The sequence below is a fragment of the Limosilactobacillus portuensis genome (assembly GCF_028607025.1).
In the GTDB taxonomy this organism is placed as follows: Bacteria; Bacillota; Bacilli; order Lactobacillales; family Lactobacillaceae; genus Limosilactobacillus; species Limosilactobacillus portuensis.
The window spans coordinates 1,759,446-1,779,454 of the sequence record NZ_CP117296.1 but is presented as its reverse complement, the minus strand read 5'-3'; the positions used below and the strand labels follow the sequence as shown (position 1 = coordinate 1,779,454).

The following is a 20,009-nucleotide window of genomic DNA, read 5'->3' as shown; positions in this document are numbered from 1 at the left end:
TAATCTCCTAATTAAACTCAAAGCCATTATGATGTGATGAAGTCATTATTTTTCTGATAGCTTCCGGATCAAACTTATAGTGATGGTTATGGTCTAAGAGGCCATTGACTTCCTGCTCAACATCAGTTAGTTGGGTATAGCAGAAACCAGCACAATTGGGAATACTCATAACCGCTTCAGTGAGTTGCTTGATCTTATCAATGACTGCCGACTTTGATTCGATTCGTTTGCCATATCCCCATGATTGTCGTTGAATATTTTCTTCATAAGCAATCCCACCGTATTCACTAATTAAAAATGGGACGTCTTGCCGTGAATAAGAATCGCAGAAAGTTTGTCGCCCACTGGTGAGGGACGGACTGCCAGCAAATACTTTAGTAAGATCTTGGTAACTTGCTGCAAGGGAAGAGGGGTCACCGTTATAGTCGTGGATTGTGCAAAGGTCTGTTTTAACCTGTTCCCACCCGTCATTGGCGATCACAAGCCGAGAACTATCAAATCCCTTAGTAAGATAATATAGACTATTAGTAAAGGCTTGCTCCTCATTGTTATGAGCGATCTCATTGACGCCCCAAGATTCATTCATGAGGACGTATGTGATCACGCTCGGATGATTAATATGTTTAAAAATGAAATCAGGTAGTTCATCCAAAATGTGGTTCATCATGGTTGGTGAGAAATTAAAAGAACTTGGGAATTCCGCCCAGGCCAAAACACCTAGTTTATCGCAGAGGTAGAGCATTCGATTACTTTCAATGTGTTGATGAATTCGATTGCCATTAAAGCCCATTTCTTTGAGCTTAATGAGATCTGATTGGTAATTCGCTATTGAACCAGTTAATCCAGAATCAGGGTAATATCCTTGATTCAAAACTAATTTCTGGTAAAGAAGCTGATCGTTTAGATAGACAGAGCCATTTCTTGTCTCAATTTGCCGCATCCCGAAATAAGAATAAACACTATCTGTAACAGAGCCGTTATAGATAACCTTAAAGGTAATATCGTAAAGCAGCGGTTCGCTTGGTGACCAATAATGCAATCTGAAGTTTGGATCATCGTTACTGATATTAACAGCGAAGTGAGCTCGTCCATTAATTGTTGAACAGTTAATTGATGTAATTTGTTGTCCTTGAAACTCAATAGTTGCTTGTAATGTAGCAGTTATGGGGATGTTTAACTGTGCGTCAATTTCTAATTGTGCTAGGTGAATGTGAGGGATCATCTTAACTTGGTTTAAATACTGAGCTCCCGTTTCCTCAAGCCAAACACTTTGCCAGATTCCAATTGTTCTGGTGTACCAGCAAAGAAAATTGTGGTCCTTCCATGATTGCTTCCCAATTGGTTGATCAGTTGCGTTGAAATCTTGAACACGAACTTCTAGTATGTTTGAAGCAGTGCACCACTTACTAATATCAATGACGAATGGTGTATGACCTCCAGTATGGCTACCAATGTAATGACCATTTAGCCAAATTTGACATTGGTAATCTACCGCCTCAAAGTGTAGAAGATAATGGCGTCCTTTATTAACTGTTAAATCAAATTTTTTTTGATACCAAACTACTGGGTAATATTTCTCTTCATTAACTTCAGCATTCTTGAAGGTGTAGCTATATGGAACTTTAATCTGGTATGGAAAATTATGGGGATACTTATCGTAACCGCTTTCATTTTTAGCAATAAAAAAAGCCCATTCCCCGTTAAGATCTAGCCAGCTAGTCCTAATCATTTGAGGGTTTGGGTACTTAATCTTATCTAACACAACTATCACTCCGATTTATTAAATATTTTATATCAGCTGACGATAAAACTATACCAATTATATTTATTACTGTCAAAGAATTTGTTATTTTTAGTTCAAATGTGGATATACCAATTTTGGAGGACGGTGAGAATTTATTAGCCGCAATTAGATTATGGTTAACCCTAAAAGGTTGATAACAAATTAAGGCCGAGAAAACAATTTTTCCCCGACCTTAATTTGTTATCTTAAAACAACTTTTTAGAAACTTAGTCAGCCAAGCCAGCATCATTGTAAGCAACAGGATCACCGATGTTACTCAAGGCGTCCTCAATTGGAGTCTTTCCTGAGCGCATCATGATAATATGACCGATCGTATTCTTATATTTGAGCGTATCAGCAAGAATCTTTGCGACGTCTGGGATTGGGTTAGTGGTATCATCACCTTCACCCAGTGTGACCATTCCTGTTCCTGGCTCATCGGTAAGGGTAGCAGGTTGGACAATTGTGTAAGCTAAATTAGTGTTGTGGATCAAGTAGTTGTCCGCAAAGAACTTGGCGATATTATAATCGGTAATCGCAGCTAAGGCCTTGTACTTAGACCACATCCGCGGTTGAAGAGCATACATTGAACTTAGCATGATGTAACGTTCAATGCCGTCTCGTTCAGCAGCCATCATTGTTTTGACGGCACCAAATGCGTCTGTCTGGAGAAGATCTTTTCCTCTGGAGCCAGCAACGAAGTAAACTACGTCGCACCCATCCATAAGCTTTGCAATCTCGTCAACTTCTGCGTGGAGATCAAGCTTGAGTGCGGAAACACCATCAAGCTTAATGATCTTTTCTGGGTTACGAGAACCAGCAACTACTTTATTACCATCTTTAACAAGATCTTTAATTAGTTCAGTGGCGACCCGCCCTGAACCACCAGCAATAAATACTTTACTCATGGTAATTCCTCCTTTGGTATTACTATTTTAATTTTAACGGTTTGATTTAATTCAAGGAAGCGATAACACTTCTGGGGCAATTAATAGACGGTTAACGAAAAAGTGAGTTATGATTAAAGAGTAATAGTCGCCGAAAAGATTATTAAAAGAAGGGATTATCGTGACAGAAGAAAAGCATTTAACCACAGAAATGGTTAGAAAATATCAAAAAGTTTTTCATACGCGAAAAGATGCGGAAGTAATTGCACGTGCGATTCAAAAGAACGGGATCAAAAATGCTAGTGAGGACCCAACTGCTAGCCAACGTCTTCACAGAGCGTTTTCTTATGAGATCAAAACGGGGAAGCCAAGTAACCAACGGCATAGTGGTCGATGCTGGTCATTTGCGACCCTGAATACGATGCGGCATAAGTTTGCTAAGAAGTACAATTTTAAGGACTTTGAACTTTCTCAAAACTACTTATTCTTCTGGGACCGGATTGAACGAGCAAACATGTACTTCCAAAAGATTATTGAAACCGCAAAGAAGCCCCTTCATGACCGGACTGTTGACTTTTACTTGAGCTTTGCCTTGAATGATGGTGGTCAATGGGCTAATGCGGCCTCAATCATTGAGAAGTACGGGGTTGTTCCAGAATATGTAATGCCTGATACACATAATACTCGTGATACTAGTGATGTTGCTGAAGTAATGAATTACTTAATGCGGAAAGATGCATTAGAATTACGGCACATGGTTAATGATGGTGCAAACGAAAAGGAATTAGCAGAAGCACAACAACGGATGATGGCTGATGTTTATAAGGTTGCTGCCTACTCCTTTGGTGAACCACCGACAAAGTTCGATCTCGAATTCCGTGACGATGATAAGAAGTTCCACCAAGTTCTTGGTCTTACGCCACTGAAGTTCTATCGTGAATACTTTGACACTAATCTAAATGATTATGTTGTAATCACTAACGCACCTGATCACGAATATAACAAGGTTTATGCAATGCCAACTCAAGATAGTGTTGCTGGGGGAATCCCAATTAAATTCGTGAATGTTCCATTTAAGGACCTTCAAGAAACGGCAATGAAACAATTAAAAGCAGGTGAAACCGTTTGGGTTGGTAACGATGTCCTTCAACAAATGGACCGAAAGCGTGGTTTAATGGACGCTAAGTTGTTCCAACGTGCTCAATTGTTAGATGTTGATTTCGTAATGGATAAGGAGGATCGCCTTGAATCGAAGCAGGCAATGGTATCTCACGCCATGACATTAACTGGGTTTAACCTTCAAAATGGCGAACCAAACCGGTGGAAGATCGAAAACAGTTGGGGCAAGGATAACGGTGATAACGGCTACTTTGTAATGACTCAAGACTGGTTTGAAGAGTATACTTACGAAGCGGTAATCAACAAGAAATACCTTAGCGACGACTTAAAGAAGCTCGCCGACAGCAAACCTGTCACCCTGACTGCTTGGGATTCGTTGCAGTAAAGTAGAGTGTGAGCCAGCAAAGGACTTGCGGAAAATTAGCAATTTCTCCTGACGAAGGCGACTAGCGCCTAGGAAGGAGGTTGCTAACTCTAGCAGGTCCCTGGCGAACACGTTTCTACTATGTGGCAGTGGAACTTTAGCTCGAAGAAGATTAGGGCGAACCGATTTAGGCTTTGTTGCCTTAGAATACTAGCTCTAGTACATTAAAAATAATAAAAGATAATTTGCTACTGAATGAATCGCTTAATGAGGAAACTCATTGGCGATTTATTTTTCTTTAAAAAATTAACTGTCGTTTGCGGTATGATTATTGCTATAAGAGGAGTTTAGAGAGAAAGAAGTTGGTTAAATCGTGGTAAAGCAGAAAAAAGAATCGATCTTCACAAAGGATGTTGTCCTGGTAATGGCAGCATCGTTTTTCTTCATTTTTAGTAATATGTACTGTAATCCATTAATTAACGGTTACGCACAAGAATTAGGGGCTTCAAGTGCGTTTGCCGGGATTATTGTGGGGATGATGAGTATTGCTGCAATGTTCCTCAGACCGATTGCGGGGAACTTGACCGACCACTTTTCGAAGTATTCACTATCATTCATTGGCGGCGCGTTGTGTTTCCTTGGGGTAATGGGCTATGTAATTACTACTAATAGTGGTTTACTGTTGTTCTTTCGATTGATTAATGGTTTAGGGTATGTCCTTTGTACCGTATGTATGACTACCTGGCTTTCATACCTGGTTCCGTTTAACCATGTTGGTGAAGCAATGAGTTTTTATGGCCTGATGAATGCTTTGGCAATGGCCTTTGCTCCAGCAGTGTCAATTAACCTTTACCGGATAATTGGGTATCGGGATGCCATCGTTATTTCGGCCTTATCAGCGCTAATGGTGGTAATTACAGTTCAGTTTGTTAGTAACCGGGCTAAACCGAAACCAGTTCCTCAACCACAATCAGGAAAGAAAAAGAAATTTCATATTAAGATTATTCAACGTGATTCGTTACCAGTTGCGGCATTAACGGCATTATTTGCAATTCCGTACTTTGCAACCCAAGCGGACATTGTTGCTTATACTGAACAACGTCATTTACCGATTGCTGTTGGTTCGTACTTCTTGATTTACGCAGTGGTTTTACTAGCAATTCGGCTCTTTCTAAGAAACCAATTTGATACGGTCCGTTTTGGTCCCTGGCTAGTTACTAGTACAGTAGCAACAGTTTTCTACTTAATTATGCTAACGATCATGAAAACTAACATTGAAATGGCATTGGCAGCTGCGGGGATGGCCTTTGGTTACGGTCTAATTTATTCGGTTTGTCAATCAACCGCGATGATGCTCGCACCAGATGACGAACGAGGATTAGCTAGTTCGACCTTCTTTTTAGGACTAGATATTGGGATGACGCTTGGTCCAGTTCTTGGTGGGATTATTGATAGTACGATGCCGGTAAAATGGTTCTATCCAGTAATGCTCATTACCGTACCATTAATCCTTTTGATTTACTTCTTCAATCGGCGAAAGTTGAATAGTGCGGTCGGTAATCATTAATTTCTACAATTGAATTATTTAATGCTGAAAGGCTAGTAATGACTGGTGAGAAAAAGATAATTTCCTCACCAGTCTATTTTTTGTCATATATAGTTGACAAAGCGGAATGACCTTAGTAAGATAATACCAACAAATGTCATTTATATGTGACAATTAGGAGGAGTGAGTAATTATTGAATCGAGTTCGTCAATTTAGGAAACAGCAACAACTATCACAATTTGAATTAGCAAAAGAGATCGGGGTCGCGCGCCAAACAATTAGTTTAATTGAAAGTGATAAGTATAACCCATCACTGGAATTATGTCGGAAGTTAGCAACTGCATTAAAAACAGATCTAAACTCACTTTTTTGGGAGGAATCAAAATGACAAAAGAAAAACTACGTAATAGTCTTCTTAAATTTTCATACGGAATCAGTGGCCCAATTGATGAATATCAAGAGAAGCAACTAGATCACCTTGGTAATTCAGCTTATTTAATTTTAACTTTAGTTACACCAGTTTTACTATGTATCGCGGTTCTCTTGGCATTAGTTACTACCTACCGGATAGCCTTTTGGTTCGCGATTATTAGTTTATTCGCCTTATTTATTATTGTTACCTGGTACTTTTACATTATTGCTATCCGGCAGAAAGTGTTAGTAAATGAGGTTGATTCGGGCGGACTGAAGGAAAAGCGGAAAATAGCCATTAGACGTGGTATTATTACAGGAATTGTTTTTTCCTTGATTGAATGTATTGGTTTAATAATTATTTACCAGAATTATTCAGTCAAATGGAGTTACGCACTGATCGTTAATGTGATTATTGTATCCATACTTGTTGGTTTGTTTGCTGGAGTACTGGCAGGGGTAATTGCCTGGAAGAACTTAAAAAAATTCAATGGATAATAAATAACGGTCAGTGTTTCATATGAAACATTGGCCGTTTTAAACAATCTACAACAGGAGTAAACTAACATTAAAGGAGTGACTGAAAATGGAACGAGCAAAGGTAATTATTCATATGTACATGTCCATTGATGGAAAGATCGATGGTGATTGGGATGGCCTTCCTGGCGATAAGATTTCCGGTGACTACTATGATGATCAATTATTTAAGTTAGGGAGTGCGAACGCCAATGGAAGCAATACGATCGTAATGTATGCTGCTAAGGGGAAGCCGGACCTAAGTAAATATGATGGTCAACGGATAGAATACCGTGATTGGGTACCAAGCGAAATTAAATCAGCAACTTGGGATGTTAGTTACGATCGTCGTGGAAGAGCTGGCTGGGAGAAAAATTACTTTCCGTATGCCGGAAGGAAAAACCGGGCGATTGAAGTTATTACTAAGCAAGCCTCCCAAAACTACCTTGCCTTTCTCCAATCAATGGAAATCCCGTACTTAGTTTGTGGTGAACGAGAGATCAACTTTGCCGAATCATTGGTTAAACTGAAAAAATATTTTGATATTAAAACAATGGTTCTGGGTGGCGGTGCGTTAATTAATGGGGCCTTTCTCAAAGCTGGATTAGTGGATCAGATTTCATTAGTAATCGCTCCGTATATTTCAGGTGATTCAAAGAAGAAGGGAACCTTTGACACGTTAGAAAAATTTGTTAATCAGCGCTTCCATGTTACTCAAACGAAAAAGCTAGGTGATGGTGGAATTCACCTAATTTATGACCGGGATTAGGTGAACGTAAAATAGCGGAAGATTCAGTTATCAGAACTTCCGCTACTTTTATTAATTACTTTTTTACAATTTCTTGCTTCCAGTGATGGAGGTGTTGCTTGGTAATTACACACAGGCCATCTTCGCCAAGCTCCTTCATTTTGTCTGTACACATAATTTTAACGTCTTGTTTATTACTAACTTGTTGCTCACCCCAGTAATTTAAATATCGAAGAGCAGCATAAAGGTTTTCCCCTTCATCAGTTAGTCGATATTCAACGTGGGGCGGGATGGTATTATAGCTTTTTCGGGCGACTATACCGGCATCGCCAAGTTCACGAAGCTGGTCACTCAATACTTTATGTGATGTTCCCAATTGCTTAACTAATTCGCCAGTGCGTCGGGGATGACCAGCAAGTAGGTAGAGGATAACCGGCTTCCATTTGCCACCAATTAGGGAAAGAGCATAATCAGCACCCGTATTAAACATTTTTACCTGTTTAGCCATAAAAAAATCCTCCCTCCAGTAATTTCATTATATTATGAAACCGCTAAAGAGAGAATTAATTATATTACTTGATTAATTTAAATTTCTCACCATCATTGAGAAAATCCTTATTGTCAGCGGATGCTTCGATTGAGCCGAATGGCATTTCAGCACGAAGCTGCCAACTATCAGGAAGGTCGAATGCTTGGTGAATTGCATCATCAATCAGTGGGTTGTAGTGTTGAAGACTAGCCCCGATCTGTTGTTCAGCAAGAGCAGTCCAAACGGCTTGCTGAGCGCCACCGATTCCTTGTTCTGCCCAGTCGGCAAAGTTGTCTGCATAAGCTGGGAATTGTTTCTCCAATTCATGAACAGTATCAGTTTCGGTTAAGAATAAAATGGTCCCGAAGCCAGCCCGAAAACTAGCAATCTTTTGTTGGGTTTTGGCGAATGCCTGTGGATCCTTGACAACTTCCTTTAATGCTGCTTCGACAATGTCCCAAACTTTATCTGAAGACTTGCCAAATAGGACGACAGCCCGAACAGTTTGGCTGTTAAAGGCGGTTGGCGAATTTTTGATTGCCGTTATAATTAGATCATAAATTTCCTCTGGGGAGTTAGTTAGCTGATCGCCGAGAGCGTAGATTGAACGCCGTTGGGCAGTTAATTGGTTAAATGCTGATTCCATAAGTAATTCCTCCGTTCATTGTTTGATTACTTACTAATAATAAGTATAATTGATTGATGACACAAGAGGGGAATTTTATTTCACCTAGTAATTATTAAAGGAGGGATAAAGTGATGACTAAACAAGTTGAAGATTGTCCGATCGAAACCACCTTAAAACAAATTTCAGGGAAATGGAAAAGTGTAATTATTTTTCGTCTCTTAGAACATCCCCAATGTCGATTTAACGAACTGCAGAAGCTAATCCCTGAGTGTTCACGACGGATGCTAGCGTTACAGTTAAAAGAACTGGAGCATGATGGCCTAATTAGTAAAACATTTTATCCGGTAGTTCCACCTAAAACAGAGTATTCGTTAACGGAACGTGGTAAAAAGCTTAAGCCAGTAATTGAAGGGCTACAAGAGTGGGGAAGGATCAATTAGTCTGGATTAGTAAAAAAATTTAAATACCGCCTTTGATTGACTGCCAAGTAAATGTTACTTGAGGGTAACTATCTTACACAAAAGTGCTTACTTTTAATAAGCTCAAATCTCCTTATACTTAAAAGTGAACAAAGGTTAGGAGGAAGATAAAATGACAAAGCAAGTACTAATTTTAGGCGCAACTGGCCAAATCGCTCAACACGCTATTAACGCGTTATTAAAGAATAGTGATGCGGAACTATTGCTTTTCACTCGTCACCCGCAACATTTAAAGAATATAGATGAAGGTCGAGAAAAGGTTATCAAGGGCGATACCTTGAAGCCGGACGAGTTAAATGCTGCTGTGTCACAAGCAGATGTTGTTTACGCTAATTTGCGGAACCCTGAGATTAAACAGCAAGCTGAAAATATTGTTAAGGCAATGGATAAATATGGAGTAAAGCAGCTTGTTTGGATTTCCTCAATTGGGATCTATGATGAAGTTCCTGGTAAGTTCGGTGAGTGGAACAATGCTGAATTAGGTGGTGGTCAAAAGGATAGTTACCTTGGAACTTACCGCAGTGCAGCTGATGTTATTTCTGCTTCTGATCTTGATTACACAATTATTCGTCCGGCATGGTTAACAAATAAGGATGAGGTTGATTACGAAACAACAGAACGAGGAGAAGCGTTTAAAGGGACTGAGGTTTCACGAAAGTCAATTGGTAATTTTGTAGCAAAAATTATTGCTGATCCAGCTCCATATGCTCGTAAGGATTTCGGTGTTAATAAACCTAATACTGACGGCGATAAGCCAAATTGGCTTTAATGAAAATAACTAATGCTGATAGTTAAATAAAATAAGGCATCAATGAACTTCTGTAAAAAAGATCATTGATGCCTTTAGAATTGGGTAAAATTATCGATATTGATAATCTTTTTGGGCCATCTGGAATAAAACACGGTCGTATTTTTGAGTGCCATCAGGGAAATTAACAGTGAATTTCTCAAGATTACCACCCTTTTCAATTTTTCCGGATGATTTCTTTGTTATTAGTCCATTATCGATTGTGACCTTATTGTTCTTAATTTTGTAATATTTCTTGCTAGTGGCTTTGTTAAGGATTGTCCGGTCAGCGAGATAGCGATTAATTGTTCGTGGGGCAGCCTTTTCTTCTTTCGTGGAATCTTTGGTAATTACTGGTTTACCTGATTGATCAGTATCGGTTACATTAACGTAAGCAGATTTACCATTAGTAGTAAAGAAGACATATTGATGCGCGGTTGTGTAACCATTTGAATTGATAAAAGTAACAAGGTAGACGCGGTTATTTAATGACTTTTGCGACATTGCTTGGACGGGTTTATCTGTAATAGTTATAGTAATGAGAAATGTCATCATGCTAACTAAAATCGGCAATAAGAACTTCTTCATGGGCGACCTCCTTTCAAACCATTATCTTTATTATAACAGCTTAAATTTTTTTAAAGGTGTTTGGTGGTGTGGCAGTTCAGAAGCGAAACATTAGTGCTTAAGACCTGATAGTGTTATAGTCAAATTAGAGAATGAAATAATTAGATTTGTTGACTAAGGAGGCAGTAGCTAATGGCAGAAAAGACTTTTACTCGCGAAGAATTAGCAAAGTTTAATGGACAAAATGGTCAACCAGCATATGTTGCCATTTCTGGAACAGTTTATGATGTCTCGAATAAGGCTGCTTGGAAGGGTGGTAAACACCACGGTAATGAGGCCGGTCAGGATCTAACAGATGTTTTGTATAATGAGTCGCCTCATGGAGATAAGGTATTAAAAGATTTACCTGTTGTTGGTAAGTTGGTATAGAAATAGAAAATGAAAATCCCTGACAATCATTAGAGGTAACGATTGTCAGGGATTTTACTATGATAGAAATGATTCTAAAGTTAAATGATTATGTGGGAGGGTAGAACCATTTCTAAGCGATCCCCATCAATTTCCATATAGGAACACAAAGAAGGAGACCGATAATATTAATTACCATATAGCCGAGTGAAGATTTAGCTAATGCAACCCGGGTAGCCATCTTATCATTAACAGCAGCCATTCCCGTCAAGAACGGAGCATCCATATAGGAAAGCATCCAAATATTAACACTAGTAGTAACAACCAGTGCGATAATTGCTGGGTTAAAGCTTAATGTAGAGAAAAATGGTAAGAGGGCAATAATAATTAACGTACCGGTTGAAATCAAGGAAACGACAACGAATTTGCAAAGGTAAATAATAATTGGTAAAGCAATTACTGTAATATAGACGTTGCTTAACATTGGACTAATAACTGGTTTCAAAATAACTCGTAACCAGGTGGTTAGTTTAACCACTTGCATAACGTTTCCAAGGGCCATAACAGTTCCAATGAAGATAATCGTGTTCCAACTTAGACGTTTACTAATATCTTGAGGCGTAAGAACACCAGTAGCAACCAAAATACTTACACCACAAAGAGCAGTAACGGCTGCAGGAATCTTTAAAGTGGATTCTAAGATCCAGAAAACAATGGCAATGAGAATAATGATTGCAGTTATCTTTTCATTACGTGACATTGGACCAAGCTCTTGTAATTGTTTAGAAATAAATTCTTTAGAAGCGGGTTTATCATCTTTGGGAGCAAAAAGAAATTTCAATAAAAAGAATCCGAAGACAAGAGCAACAACGGTCCATGGAAGCATCATCATAAACCAGTTGCCCCAGCTTAATGTGCTTTGAGCTTTTTGTGGTAATAATCCCTTAAAAGCGTAGTTTTGAGCAGTAGCACTAAGAAAACTGGCTTCCATTACTAAGAAACCCCAGATTGCAGCTAGGAAGATGCCAGAACTTTCTTTAGTCTTATTCTTATATCCTAATGATTCACTAATTCCGAGTGCTAGTGGAGTACTCATTGCAGTTTTGGGGTGAGCACTTGGAATCATTGGTGAAATAATCGTTCCGGCCGTGAATAAGGCAAGTGTTTGTCCACCAAAATTAGCAGGAAATAATTTCATAATGTTAAGGGCAATTCTGTTAATTAAGCCTGACTTTGTAGCAGCAGCACCAAGTCCTAAACCACCAATGATAATCCACATGGTTGTTGAAGAAAAGAGGTTAAAGGCTGTTGGGAAATCAACTGCTCTAAGAATAACCCAGGAAGAAAGCATTAGTAATCCGGTAACAAAACTAGGAATTACATTAAAAATCCAGAAGATGTTTGCTGTAACAAGAGAAGCTAGAACAACCATCCCAGAATGAGAAAGCCCGACAGGTGTTGGAATAAAGAAAGCAATAACCACTCCTAAGATAATGCCGATAATACCACTAATTAATTTAGTATGTTTCATAGTGTCTAATCCTCCTTGGAGACGCCTACTTCCGGATTAACTGGAAATTCTGGCATTTTACCATTTGAAAAATCAATAACTGCTTGTGCTGCACCAAGTCCAAGACGCCGGTTAGCTTCTTTAGTTGTTCCAGCAACATGACTTGTTATGATGGTATTTTTACTGTTAAAAAGTGGATTATTTGGTTTCGGCGGCTCAGAACTAAATGCGTCAATTGCAGCACCAGCGATTTCATCATTATTAAGAGCAGTAGCTAAATCATTTTCGTTAATGATTCCGCCTCGTGCTGAATTAATAACAAAAGCAGAATTTTTCATTGATTTGAGTTCTTTGGCAGTAATTGTGTCCTTAGTTTCCGGAGTCAATGGCATGTTAATAGAAATAAAGTCAGCAATTGGCCAAATTTTATTAAGGTTATCATAGAGTTTAATATCGGCATTCTTAGCATATGGATCATAACCAATTACATTCATATTGAATGCTTTAGCGAGTAAAGCCAATTGTTGACCGATTTTACCATAGCCAAGAATTGCTAATGTTTTGCCAGCAAGTTCATTTCCATTTAGGTTGTATTTTGTTGAAAAGCCGGGAAGAGACATACCAGTTAATTTATTTTGCTTTTCGTGAAGTAGTTTATCTGTATGCATTAACTTACGACTAAGCATCAGCATAGTTGTAATTACGTATTCCGCAACTGAGAAAGCATTTGCACCATTGACCTTTGCCACAAGAATCCCCTTTTTAGTAGCTTCGTCAACGTTGACGTTGTTAATTCCTGTACCGTTTCGTGAAATGATTTTTAGTTGCTTACCAGCATCAATAACTTCAGCAGGTAGTTCAGAAGAACGCATAATAACTGCATAAGCATCTTCAATTTCTTTCGCCATTGTTAATGCGTCTGTATTGGCAGCTATTTTTACTTCAAAACCGTTATCTTTTAGAAGATTGATACCAGCATCGTCAATTTTTTCGCTTAGTAATACTTTTTTCATGAATTTTAATACCTCCTAAGTCTTAAAAAACTTCCGACAAATAATTGCTACACTCCTATTGTGAAGATATTGTTCAGTTATTCACAGTGACTAAAAGGTATCTCAGGGGAATATTTGGTTCCTGTTAGTCTGTGAATTTAGTCACTAAGATATAGGCGTAAGATTAAGAAAACGTTTTCGAATCTTGTTGATTTAGAATTATTTGTGTCATGGATTTGGAGGCAGATTATGAAAATTACCAGTATTGACGTAATGAAAATTCCATCACCAGATGTCAGTTTTAGTGGTAATGGTGGGGGTTCAACTGAAGATTGGTCACCAATTATTGTTCGAATTAATACGGATGAAGGAATCACAGGCTTTGGTGAAGCGGGCCTTGCTTACGGAAAAGGTTGGCGAGCAGGCTTTGGAATGGTTCAAGATTTTGCACACGTAATAATTGGTGAAGATCCAATGAATATCGAAAAGATATGGGATAAACTTCAGCGGACAACCTACTGGGGAATCGCTGGCGGAGTTATTCCTAATGCTGCGATTAGTGCAATTGATATTGCACTTTGGGACATCAAAGGTAAGTATTATCAAACACCGGTTTATCAATTACTTGGTGGTAAAACTAATAATCATTTAAGGGCATATGCTAGTCAACTCCAATATAATTGGGGAACATCTCCCGATCCTCAGTTACCGAAATTATCTGCACCGGAGGAATATGCAGATGTAGCACGAAAAGTAAAAGCAGAAGGATTTACAGCGTTAAAGTTCGATCCAATTATGTGGGGTGATAGGGCACAACAATCATGGAATACTAAGGGACCGTTAAACCATCATACAATTAAAGTTGCATATAATCGGATTGCAGCAGTTCGCAAGGCGGTTGGACCAGATTTTGACATTATTATTGATATGCATGCAAATACGGATACGACATCAGCAATTGAATATGCCCACGCTTTTGCTCCATTAAATATTTTGTATTATGAAGAACCGGTCGACCCAATGAACCCAGACTTCTATAAGATTGTTCGCGATAAAATGCCAGCACAGATGGCAATTGCTGGTGGAGAACGTACCTTTACACGATGGGGTTTTCGCCAAATGTTAGAAGATAGATCTATTGATATTGTGCAACCTGATTTAACATTAGCTGGTGGAATTACTGAAACAAAGAAAATTTGTGATATGGCCTATACTTATGACATTAATGCCCAAGTACATGTATGTGGTTCCCCAATTGCAATTGCGGCAGCACTTCAAGTAGAGGCTGTCATTCCTAATTTTTATATTCACGAAGTTTATCAACGCGCAATGTATACAAAAGATCGGAATGCAGCGATGTATGACGATTTAATTCCACAAAATGGGTATGTTGAAATACCCGATCGTCCAGGAATAGGTCAGGAATTAAAGCCAGAAGTTATTAAGCAGAGTCTGATTGAAACAATTGATTAAAAATAAAGGAGTTTCTAAAAATGAAAGATCAATTTTTATTGGGTGGTTATACAGCTGATAGTTACACTGATGGCAAACACAATAGTTCAGAAGGAATTTATAAAGCGGTACTTGATACCAATAAGGGAGAAGTAACGGAGATTAAACTATTAACAAAGCTTGAAAACCCTGCCTTCTTTAACTACTCTATCAAGGATCACAAAATTGCAGTTGTTATGACTAAGGATGATAAAACTGGTGGTGTTGGAATCATCGATGTCGATCCAAAAGCAGGAACAGGGAAACTAATTTCTGAATCAATGCTTGATCAATCTGTTAAGGGGAGTTATGAAGCTTATAATTACTTTGATCATTTGTATTACTGGAACGATTTGAAGTATACTGTGCCATCCTATGTTTACTTGGATGATAATCGAAAGATGGTTTTTGCGGCTAATTATAATACCAATGCAATTCATACTTGGAAATTAGATGATAATTATCAATTTGTTGAATCACATCGATACCCAATTGATGGCCGAGGACCAAAGGCAGTTCAAGATGCTGCTCATATTCACTTCACTAGATTACTTCCAGACGATCGATTAATTGTTTGCGCGCTCGGAGCGGACCGTCTTTTTGTCTATGATGTTAATGATGATGCTAGTTTAACAAAGGTTTTTGAATATGAAGTAGAACCTGGATTTGGACCACGTCAACTAGCATTTAATGAAAATACGAATAACTATATTTATGTATTAAATGAAGTCGGTAGTCGAACAGCAGTAGTTAAGTATGAGCCAGAAACAGGAAAACTTAGCCGGATTACTAGTTATTCAAATATTCCAGAGGGATTTGCTGGGCACAATCAGTCTGCCGGAATTAGAGTTTCTGCTGATGGTAAATTTGTTTACTCATCTAACCGGGGACATAATTCAATAGCAGTTTATCAAGTAATTGATGGTGGTAAGCACTTGGAAAAGATCCAAACAATAAAGACAAATGGTATTTCACCACGTGACTTTGACTTAAGTAAAAACGGAGACTTCTTGTTGTGTGCTAATCAAATGTCACATGAATTGATTTTATTTAAGCGCGATCCAAAGACTGGTTATTTGTCAATTGCTCAAGAAAATATTAAGCATGATGCTTGTGTTCGAGTTCTTGAAGCAACAGATTTTTTAGCATAGTTAGATAAATTGTAAAAAACGGGCTTTAGCGTTCAAGTTTATTGAATGCTAAAGCCCGTTTTTGCTAGTTACTCGGGGTTAATTCATTGATTAGGGATTTTAAAGTTGGGTTTGTGTTTTGCCGGCTATACCAGAAAGCGGTAGAGTACGAATTGTTACAATCATCATTGATTGGAAGAAAGTTAATTAAAGGATTTTTCATTTCTTCTTCGTCCGTTAGAATGCTTGGAAATAGGCCAAATCCCTTATTGATAGCGATCATTAAGTTTCGTTGTTCAAGGGTTGAAACAGGAACAACCTGAGATTCAGTTAATAATCCTGCAAACTTCTTTAGAAAAGTTTTTTTAAGGTGGATCGAGCTAAATGGGGTGTAATAAAGTAATTTTAAGTTATTAAGCTGGGAAAAACTAACTGATTGCTGAGAACTAAGCGGGTTGAGTTTGCTAATTCCAATATAAAAAGTTCCAGTGTACAGATCGATTCGTTGGAGATTGGGAAATACCTTTTCAATTTCACGAACCCGATAATAAGGAGAAATACAAAAGTCAAGAGTTCCGTTATAAACAAGATTCAAAAGTCGATTACCACTTTCCTGCTGAATTTCAATGTTAATGTCGGGATGCTTACTTAGGAAAGAGTTAAGTGCGGTTTGCCAAATTGTAGCCTGACTCGGGGATGAAATTCCTGATTTTAATTTTTTCTCTTGTGTCGAATCTTTAGTTTTTAACTTGGTGATTGCTGTCTTATAGGAATTAACAATATCTTGAGCTGTTACAATAAAGTCATTTCCATAAGGTGTTAAGTTAGTTCGATTCTTTTTGCGTTCAAATAATTTTACGCCAAGTTCTGCTTCAATCTGATTCATTTGCTTTGATACTGCTCTTGGTGAGAGAAATTCTTTTTGTGCGGCTGCACGAAAGCTACCGTATTTAGCAACTATCAGAAAGGTTTCTAACTTATCAATATCCATAAATTGTCTATCCTTTCACGAAATTCTTTATTAATTTAGATTTTAACTATTTTTTTCTAGAAGAACAACTAGTTCTCCTCTGCTACCATCGGAACCTGTTCAATGGTGAACATTAAATTATAATAAATTTAGAAAGTTGATAAATTTATTTAATCAAAATTATGGATTGATAGGAGATAGTTAAAATGTCAGTTCCAAAAATTACAAAGATGGAAGTTTATCCAGTTGCCGGATACGATAGTATGTTACTTAATTTAAGTGGTGCACATGGACCGTTCTTTACTCGAAATATTGTTATTTTAACAACTGATGAAGGTAAAGTTGGTGTTGGTGAGGTACCAGGTGGTGAAAAAATTACTAATACTTTAGAAAAGGCTAAAGATATTGTTATTGGCTCATCAATTGGTGAATATAAGGCTGTATTACAGAAGATTCAAAAGGAATTTGCCTACCTTGATGAGGGAGGTCGTGGTGAACAAACATTTGATTTACGGATTATGGTTCATGCATTAACCGCAATTGAAACAGCGTTCTTAGATTTACTTGGTAAGCACCTTCACGTTCCAGTTGCTGCTCTTTTAGGTGATGGTCAACAACGTGAAAAAGTAGGGGTCCTTGGTTATCTTTTCTGGGTTGGAGACTCAAGTAAGACAGATTTACCATATATTCAGGACGATGATAATTCAAGTGAGTGGGGACGTTTGCGGAGAAAGCCAGCTATGGATATCGACTCTCTCGTAAAACTTGCTCAAGCTGCTTATGATAAGTATGGTTTTAAGACTTTTAAGCTTAAAGGTGGAGTCTTTGATGGTGAAAAAGAAGTAGCTGCAATGAAGGCCCTCCATAAGGCATTCCCTAATGCTAAACTCGATCTCGATCCAAATGGTGGTTGGACTCTTAAGCAGGCTCTTCATTATGCTGACGAACTAAAGGATGTTCTTCACTATATTGAAGATCCGGCCGGTGCTGAAAATGGCTTTTCTGGTCGTGAAATATTAGCACGATTCCAAAAGTTAACACACATGCCAGTAGCTACTAATATGGTGGATACAGACTGGCGTCAAATGTCAGCTGCTATAGCATTAAATGCAATTTCTATTCCATTAGCAGATCCTCATTTTTGGACAATGGAAGGTGCTGTTCGGGTTGCTCAATTATGTAACGAATTTGATCTCAATTGGGGAGTCCACTCTAATAACCACTTTGATATTTCATTAGCAATGGTAGCAAATGCGGCAGCTGCTGCTCCGGGTCGCCTTTATGATGTTGATACCCATTGGATTTGGCAAGACGGTCAAAACTTAACGAAGAATCCGTACAAGATCGAAAATGGTCAATTGACAGTTCCACGGACTAATGAAGGATTAGGAATTGAGATTGATATGGATGCGATTAAGCGAGCTCACCAGCTTTACGTTGATAATAATCTTGGAGCACGAGATGATGCTGCCGCAATGCAGTATTTGATTCCAGGTTGGAAGTTTGATCCTAAGCGTCCTGCACTTGTTCGTTAATTTAGAGTTAGCATAATATGCTATTTAATTAAACAAAATCCCTAGAAGAACGATTTTTAATCTTTTAAAGTGGACCCCCATAGCTGGAATTCTTCATCCAGCTATGGGGGTTCACTTTATTTTCTAGGGATTTTTTAATGCAAGATAGTCAAGAAATATGCTTACCAGGTTGCTAGAGTTAGCGAACTCCTTCCTAGGTGCAAGACGCCTTCATTAGGAGAAATTGCTAACTTTCCACAAATTCTCTGCTGCTTCACACTCTCTAGCCCCATACCTGTTCTGCAACTTCTTTAACAAGCTTAATCTTTGCCCATTCTTGATCTTCGGTTAAGATATTTCCCTCTTCGGTTGAAGCAAAGCCACATTGGGTACTTAGGCAGAGGTGATCGAGGGGATGGAATTCAGCGGCTTCCTTGATTCGGTCAATAATTGTTTGGGGATCTTCGAGGTCGCCACTCTTAGAGGTTACCAAGCCAAGAACGACATACTTGTCATCAGGAACCTTTGCTAATGGTTCAAAGCTCCCAGCACGGTCAGAGTCATATTCGAGGTAGAAGGCTTGAACGTTTTCCTTTGCAAAAAGGTGATCAGCTACTGGCCCATAACCACCCTTAGCAGCCCAAGTTGAGTGGTAATTTCCACGACAAATATGAGTAGTGACGGTTAGATCATCTGGAAGGTCCGCGATCGCATCATTATTTAACTTAAGGTAGGTATTTTCGAGTGCTTCCCGGTCAAAACCAGCTTTAGCCATTGTTGCCCAGAATTCATCATCGACAACCATTCCCTAAGTACAATCATCAATCTTAACATCGCGACAACCTGCATCATAGAGTGCCAGAATTAAATCGTGGTAGGCTTTTGCAATATCATGGAAGAGTTCATCATCGGTAGGGTAGTACTTCCGTAAAGCAGCAATGTTTTCATCACCACGAACTAATTCGGCATAGAATTGAGCCGGTGCTGGAATACTTTGTCGAGGAGTGACGTCTTTACCATCCGTAAGACTCTTCAGAAATTTAAATGCTTCAACATCAGGATGACCTGGTTTGAAGGAAATTTTTCCAGCAACTTGTGCAGAGTCATTACGGGTTTCCTCATCGTGGAAAAGGTAACCGTGTTCCTGAGTTGTATGCTTAATTCCCGCGAATCCCCAGAAAGTATCAAGGTGCCAATAGCTTCGCCGGAATTCACCATCTGTAACAGCGTTTAAGCCAACTGCTTCTTCCTTATTGACTAGTTCGGTAATATATTGATTTTCGACTTCTGTGAGTTGTTCTTGATTAATCTTTCCTTGAGCAAAATCATTACGAGCTTCCTTTAGCTTTTGCGGACGAAGAAAACTACCAACAATATCATAACGGAATGGTGAAGTAGTGCGAGTTGTAAATTGGGTCATATTGAATACATCCTTTCTTTTTCAGATAAGTTCAGGAAATAAGAGCAAATAAAAAGCCCCTAGGAAAAGCAGTTTAACTTTTCCTAGGGACGTCAATTTCAATCGGTCAGAAATAACGTGTTACCACCCTATTTTGATCAGGTCTCACAACCTAATCCTCAGTAGGTACACCCGAAGGTAAACCTAGACGTTTTATCGGTCGTCAATCG

Annotated in this window: 19 protein-coding genes and 1 pseudogene; 11 read left to right on the top strand and 9 right to left on the bottom strand. The window is 38.6% G+C overall.

Annotated elements, in window-relative coordinates:
- Positions 1–7: 7 nt before the first annotated feature.
- Positions 8–1,762, bottom strand: coding sequence for a glycoside hydrolase family 2 protein (locus PRK60_RS09045; RefSeq protein ID WP_216972127.1), 1,755 nt, complete (start codon positions 1,760–1,762; stop codon positions 8–10).
- A gap of 248 nt (positions 1,763–2,010) precedes the next feature.
- The gene (locus PRK60_RS09040) at positions 2,011–2,691 is read right to left on the bottom strand and encodes an NAD(P)H-binding protein (RefSeq protein ID WP_273646015.1); all 681 of its coding nucleotides are present in this window, start codon (positions 2,689–2,691) and stop codon (positions 2,011–2,013) included.
- A 160-nt stretch (positions 2,692–2,851) separates the two neighbouring features.
- On the opposite strand from PRK60_RS09040, the gene PRK60_RS09035 reads away from it, so the two are divergent.
- The 5 genes from PRK60_RS09035 to PRK60_RS09015 all read left to right on the top strand — a co-directional run bounded on the left by PRK60_RS09035 (position 2,852) and on the right by PRK60_RS09015 (position 7,396).
- On the top strand, positions 2,852–4,174 hold the full coding sequence (locus PRK60_RS09035) for a C1 family peptidase (RefSeq protein ID WP_273646014.1): 1,323 nt from the start codon (positions 2,852–2,854) through the stop codon (positions 4,172–4,174).
- A gap of 403 nt (positions 4,175–4,577) precedes the next feature.
- Complete coding sequence (locus tag PRK60_RS09030; protein ID WP_273646449.1) at positions 4,578–5,720, top strand: MFS transporter; 1,143 nt, start codon at positions 4,578–4,580, stop codon at positions 5,718–5,720.
- Between the two features lie 173 nt (positions 5,721–5,893).
- Positions 5,894–6,088: a helix-turn-helix transcriptional regulator gene (locus PRK60_RS09025; RefSeq protein ID WP_102167979.1), complete on the top strand. Its 195-nt coding sequence runs from the start codon at positions 5,894–5,896 to the stop codon at positions 6,086–6,088.
- A complete protein-coding gene (locus tag PRK60_RS09020) occupies positions 6,085–6,609 on the top strand; it encodes a DUF3278 domain-containing protein (RefSeq protein WP_273646013.1) in 525 nt (174 codons plus the stop codon). The genes PRK60_RS09025 and PRK60_RS09020 overlap by 4 nt, the downstream gene beginning before the upstream one ends.
- Before the next feature lie 88 nt (positions 6,610–6,697).
- The gene (locus PRK60_RS09015; RefSeq protein WP_273646012.1) at positions 6,698–7,396 is read left to right on the top strand and encodes a dihydrofolate reductase family protein; all 699 of its coding nucleotides are present in this window, start codon (positions 6,698–6,700) and stop codon (positions 7,394–7,396) included.
- A 55-nt stretch (positions 7,397–7,451) separates the two neighbouring features.
- On the opposite strand, the gene PRK60_RS09010 is transcribed toward PRK60_RS09015, so the two are convergent.
- Both PRK60_RS09010 and PRK60_RS09005 read right to left on the bottom strand, forming a co-directional pair.
- Positions 7,452–7,883 (bottom strand): winged helix-turn-helix transcriptional regulator, encoded by a 432-nt coding sequence (locus PRK60_RS09010; RefSeq protein WP_102167976.1) that lies wholly within the window; start codon positions 7,881–7,883, stop codon positions 7,452–7,454.
- A 64-nt stretch (positions 7,884–7,947) separates the two neighbouring features.
- Positions 7,948–8,550 (bottom strand): nitroreductase family protein, encoded by a 603-nt coding sequence (locus PRK60_RS09005; protein WP_102167975.1) that lies wholly within the window; start codon positions 8,548–8,550, stop codon positions 7,948–7,950.
- Between the two features lie 113 nt (positions 8,551–8,663).
- Here PRK60_RS09005 and PRK60_RS09000 point away from each other — a divergent pair, with 113 nt between their 5' ends.
- Both PRK60_RS09000 and PRK60_RS08995 read left to right on the top strand, forming a co-directional pair.
- Positions 8,664–8,972 (top strand): winged helix-turn-helix transcriptional regulator, encoded by a 309-nt coding sequence (locus tag PRK60_RS09000; protein WP_102167974.1) that lies wholly within the window; start codon positions 8,664–8,666, stop codon positions 8,970–8,972.
- Between the two features lie 151 nt (positions 8,973–9,123).
- On the top strand, positions 9,124–9,780 hold the full coding sequence (locus tag PRK60_RS08995) for an SDR family oxidoreductase (RefSeq protein ID WP_102167973.1): 657 nt from the start codon (positions 9,124–9,126) through the stop codon (positions 9,778–9,780).
- A 90-nt stretch (positions 9,781–9,870) separates the two neighbouring features.
- On the opposite strand, the gene PRK60_RS08990 is transcribed toward PRK60_RS08995, so the two are convergent.
- On the bottom strand, positions 9,871–10,386 hold the full coding sequence (locus PRK60_RS08990; RefSeq protein WP_102167972.1) for a hypothetical protein: 516 nt from the start codon (positions 10,384–10,386) through the stop codon (positions 9,871–9,873).
- Positions 10,387–10,557: 171 nt separating this feature from the next.
- On the opposite strand from PRK60_RS08990, the gene PRK60_RS08985 reads away from it, so the two are divergent.
- A complete protein-coding gene (locus PRK60_RS08985; RefSeq protein WP_003716370.1) occupies positions 10,558–10,794 on the top strand; it encodes a cytochrome b5 domain-containing protein in 237 nt (78 codons plus the stop codon).
- Positions 10,795–10,906: 112 nt separating this feature from the next.
- On the opposite strand, the gene PRK60_RS08980 is transcribed toward PRK60_RS08985, so the two are convergent.
- Both PRK60_RS08980 and PRK60_RS08975 read right to left on the bottom strand, forming a co-directional pair.
- Positions 10,907–12,304, bottom strand: a complete 1,398-nt coding sequence (locus tag PRK60_RS08980) for an SLC13 family permease (protein WP_102167971.1) — start codon at positions 12,302–12,304, stop codon at positions 10,907–10,909.
- A gap of 5 nt (positions 12,305–12,309) precedes the next feature.
- Positions 12,310–13,296: a hydroxyacid dehydrogenase gene (locus tag PRK60_RS08975; RefSeq protein ID WP_102167970.1), complete on the bottom strand. Its 987-nt coding sequence runs from the start codon at positions 13,294–13,296 to the stop codon at positions 12,310–12,312.
- Positions 13,297–13,524: 228 nt separating this feature from the next.
- Between PRK60_RS08975 and PRK60_RS08970 the strand changes: the two genes are divergently transcribed.
- Together PRK60_RS08970 and PRK60_RS08965 are read left to right on the top strand one after the other, a co-directional pair.
- Positions 13,525–14,748, top strand: coding sequence for a mandelate racemase/muconate lactonizing enzyme family protein (locus PRK60_RS08970; protein ID WP_273646011.1), 1,224 nt, complete (start codon positions 13,525–13,527; stop codon positions 14,746–14,748).
- A 20-nt stretch (positions 14,749–14,768) separates the two neighbouring features.
- Complete coding sequence (locus PRK60_RS08965; RefSeq protein ID WP_273646010.1) at positions 14,769–15,917, top strand: lactonase family protein; 1,149 nt, start codon at positions 14,769–14,771, stop codon at positions 15,915–15,917.
- Positions 15,918–15,981: 64 nt separating this feature from the next.
- Here PRK60_RS08965 and PRK60_RS08960 read toward each other — a convergent pair whose 3' ends face one another.
- Positions 15,982–16,887, bottom strand: coding sequence for a LysR family transcriptional regulator (locus tag PRK60_RS08960; protein WP_273646009.1), 906 nt, complete (start codon positions 16,885–16,887; stop codon positions 15,982–15,984).
- A gap of 185 nt (positions 16,888–17,072) precedes the next feature.
- Here PRK60_RS08960 and PRK60_RS08955 point away from each other — a divergent pair, with 185 nt between their 5' ends.
- Positions 17,073–18,401: an enolase C-terminal domain-like protein gene (locus PRK60_RS08955; RefSeq protein ID WP_102167965.1), complete on the top strand. Its 1,329-nt coding sequence runs from the start codon at positions 17,073–17,075 to the stop codon at positions 18,399–18,401.
- A 262-nt stretch (positions 18,402–18,663) separates the two neighbouring features.
- On the opposite strand, the pseudogene PRK60_RS08950 reads toward PRK60_RS08955, so the two are convergent.
- Positions 18,664–19,800: pseudogene (locus PRK60_RS08950) on the bottom strand (5-methyltetrahydropteroyltriglutamate--homocysteine S-methyltransferase).
- Positions 19,801–20,009 lie beyond the last annotated feature (209 nt).

Coding starts and splice junctions, on each gene's coding strand:
- PRK60_RS09040 (WP_273646015.1), bottom strand. CDS start 2,691: ATGAGTAAAGTATTTATTGCTGGTGGTTCAGGGCGGGTCGCCACTGAA.
- PRK60_RS09030 (WP_273646449.1), top strand. CDS start 4,578: ATGGCAGCATCGTTTTTCTTCATTTTTAGTAATATGTACTGTAATCCA.
- PRK60_RS09020 (WP_273646013.1), top strand. CDS start 6,085: ATGACAAAAGAAAAACTACGTAATAGTCTTCTTAAATTTTCATACGGA.
- PRK60_RS09015 (WP_273646012.1), top strand. CDS start 6,698: ATGGAACGAGCAAAGGTAATTATTCATATGTACATGTCCATTGATGGA.
- PRK60_RS09010 (WP_102167976.1), bottom strand. CDS start 7,883: ATGGCTAAACAGGTAAAAATGTTTAATACGGGTGCTGATTATGCTCTT.
- PRK60_RS09005 (WP_102167975.1), bottom strand. CDS start 8,550: ATGGAATCAGCATTTAACCAATTAACTGCCCAACGGCGTTCAATCTAC.
- PRK60_RS09000 (WP_102167974.1), top strand. CDS start 8,664: ATGACTAAACAAGTTGAAGATTGTCCGATCGAAACCACCTTAAAACAA.
- PRK60_RS08995 (WP_102167973.1), top strand. CDS start 9,124: ATGACAAAGCAAGTACTAATTTTAGGCGCAACTGGCCAAATCGCTCAA.
- PRK60_RS08990 (WP_102167972.1), bottom strand. CDS start 10,386: ATGAAGAAGTTCTTATTGCCGATTTTAGTTAGCATGATGACATTTCTC.
- PRK60_RS08985 (WP_003716370.1), top strand. CDS start 10,558: ATGGCAGAAAAGACTTTTACTCGCGAAGAATTAGCAAAGTTTAATGGA.
- PRK60_RS08980 (WP_102167971.1), bottom strand. CDS start 12,304: ATGAAACATACTAAATTAATTAGTGGTATTATCGGCATTATCTTAGGA.
- PRK60_RS08975 (WP_102167970.1), bottom strand. CDS start 13,296: ATGAAAAAAGTATTACTAAGCGAAAAAATTGACGATGCTGGTATCAAT.
- PRK60_RS08970 (WP_273646011.1), top strand. CDS start 13,525: ATGAAAATTACCAGTATTGACGTAATGAAAATTCCATCACCAGATGTC.
- PRK60_RS08965 (WP_273646010.1), top strand. CDS start 14,769: ATGAAAGATCAATTTTTATTGGGTGGTTATACAGCTGATAGTTACACT.
- PRK60_RS08960 (WP_273646009.1), bottom strand. CDS start 16,887: ATGGATATTGATAAGTTAGAAACCTTTCTGATAGTTGCTAAATACGGT.
- PRK60_RS08955 (WP_102167965.1), top strand. CDS start 17,073: ATGTCAGTTCCAAAAATTACAAAGATGGAAGTTTATCCAGTTGCCGGA.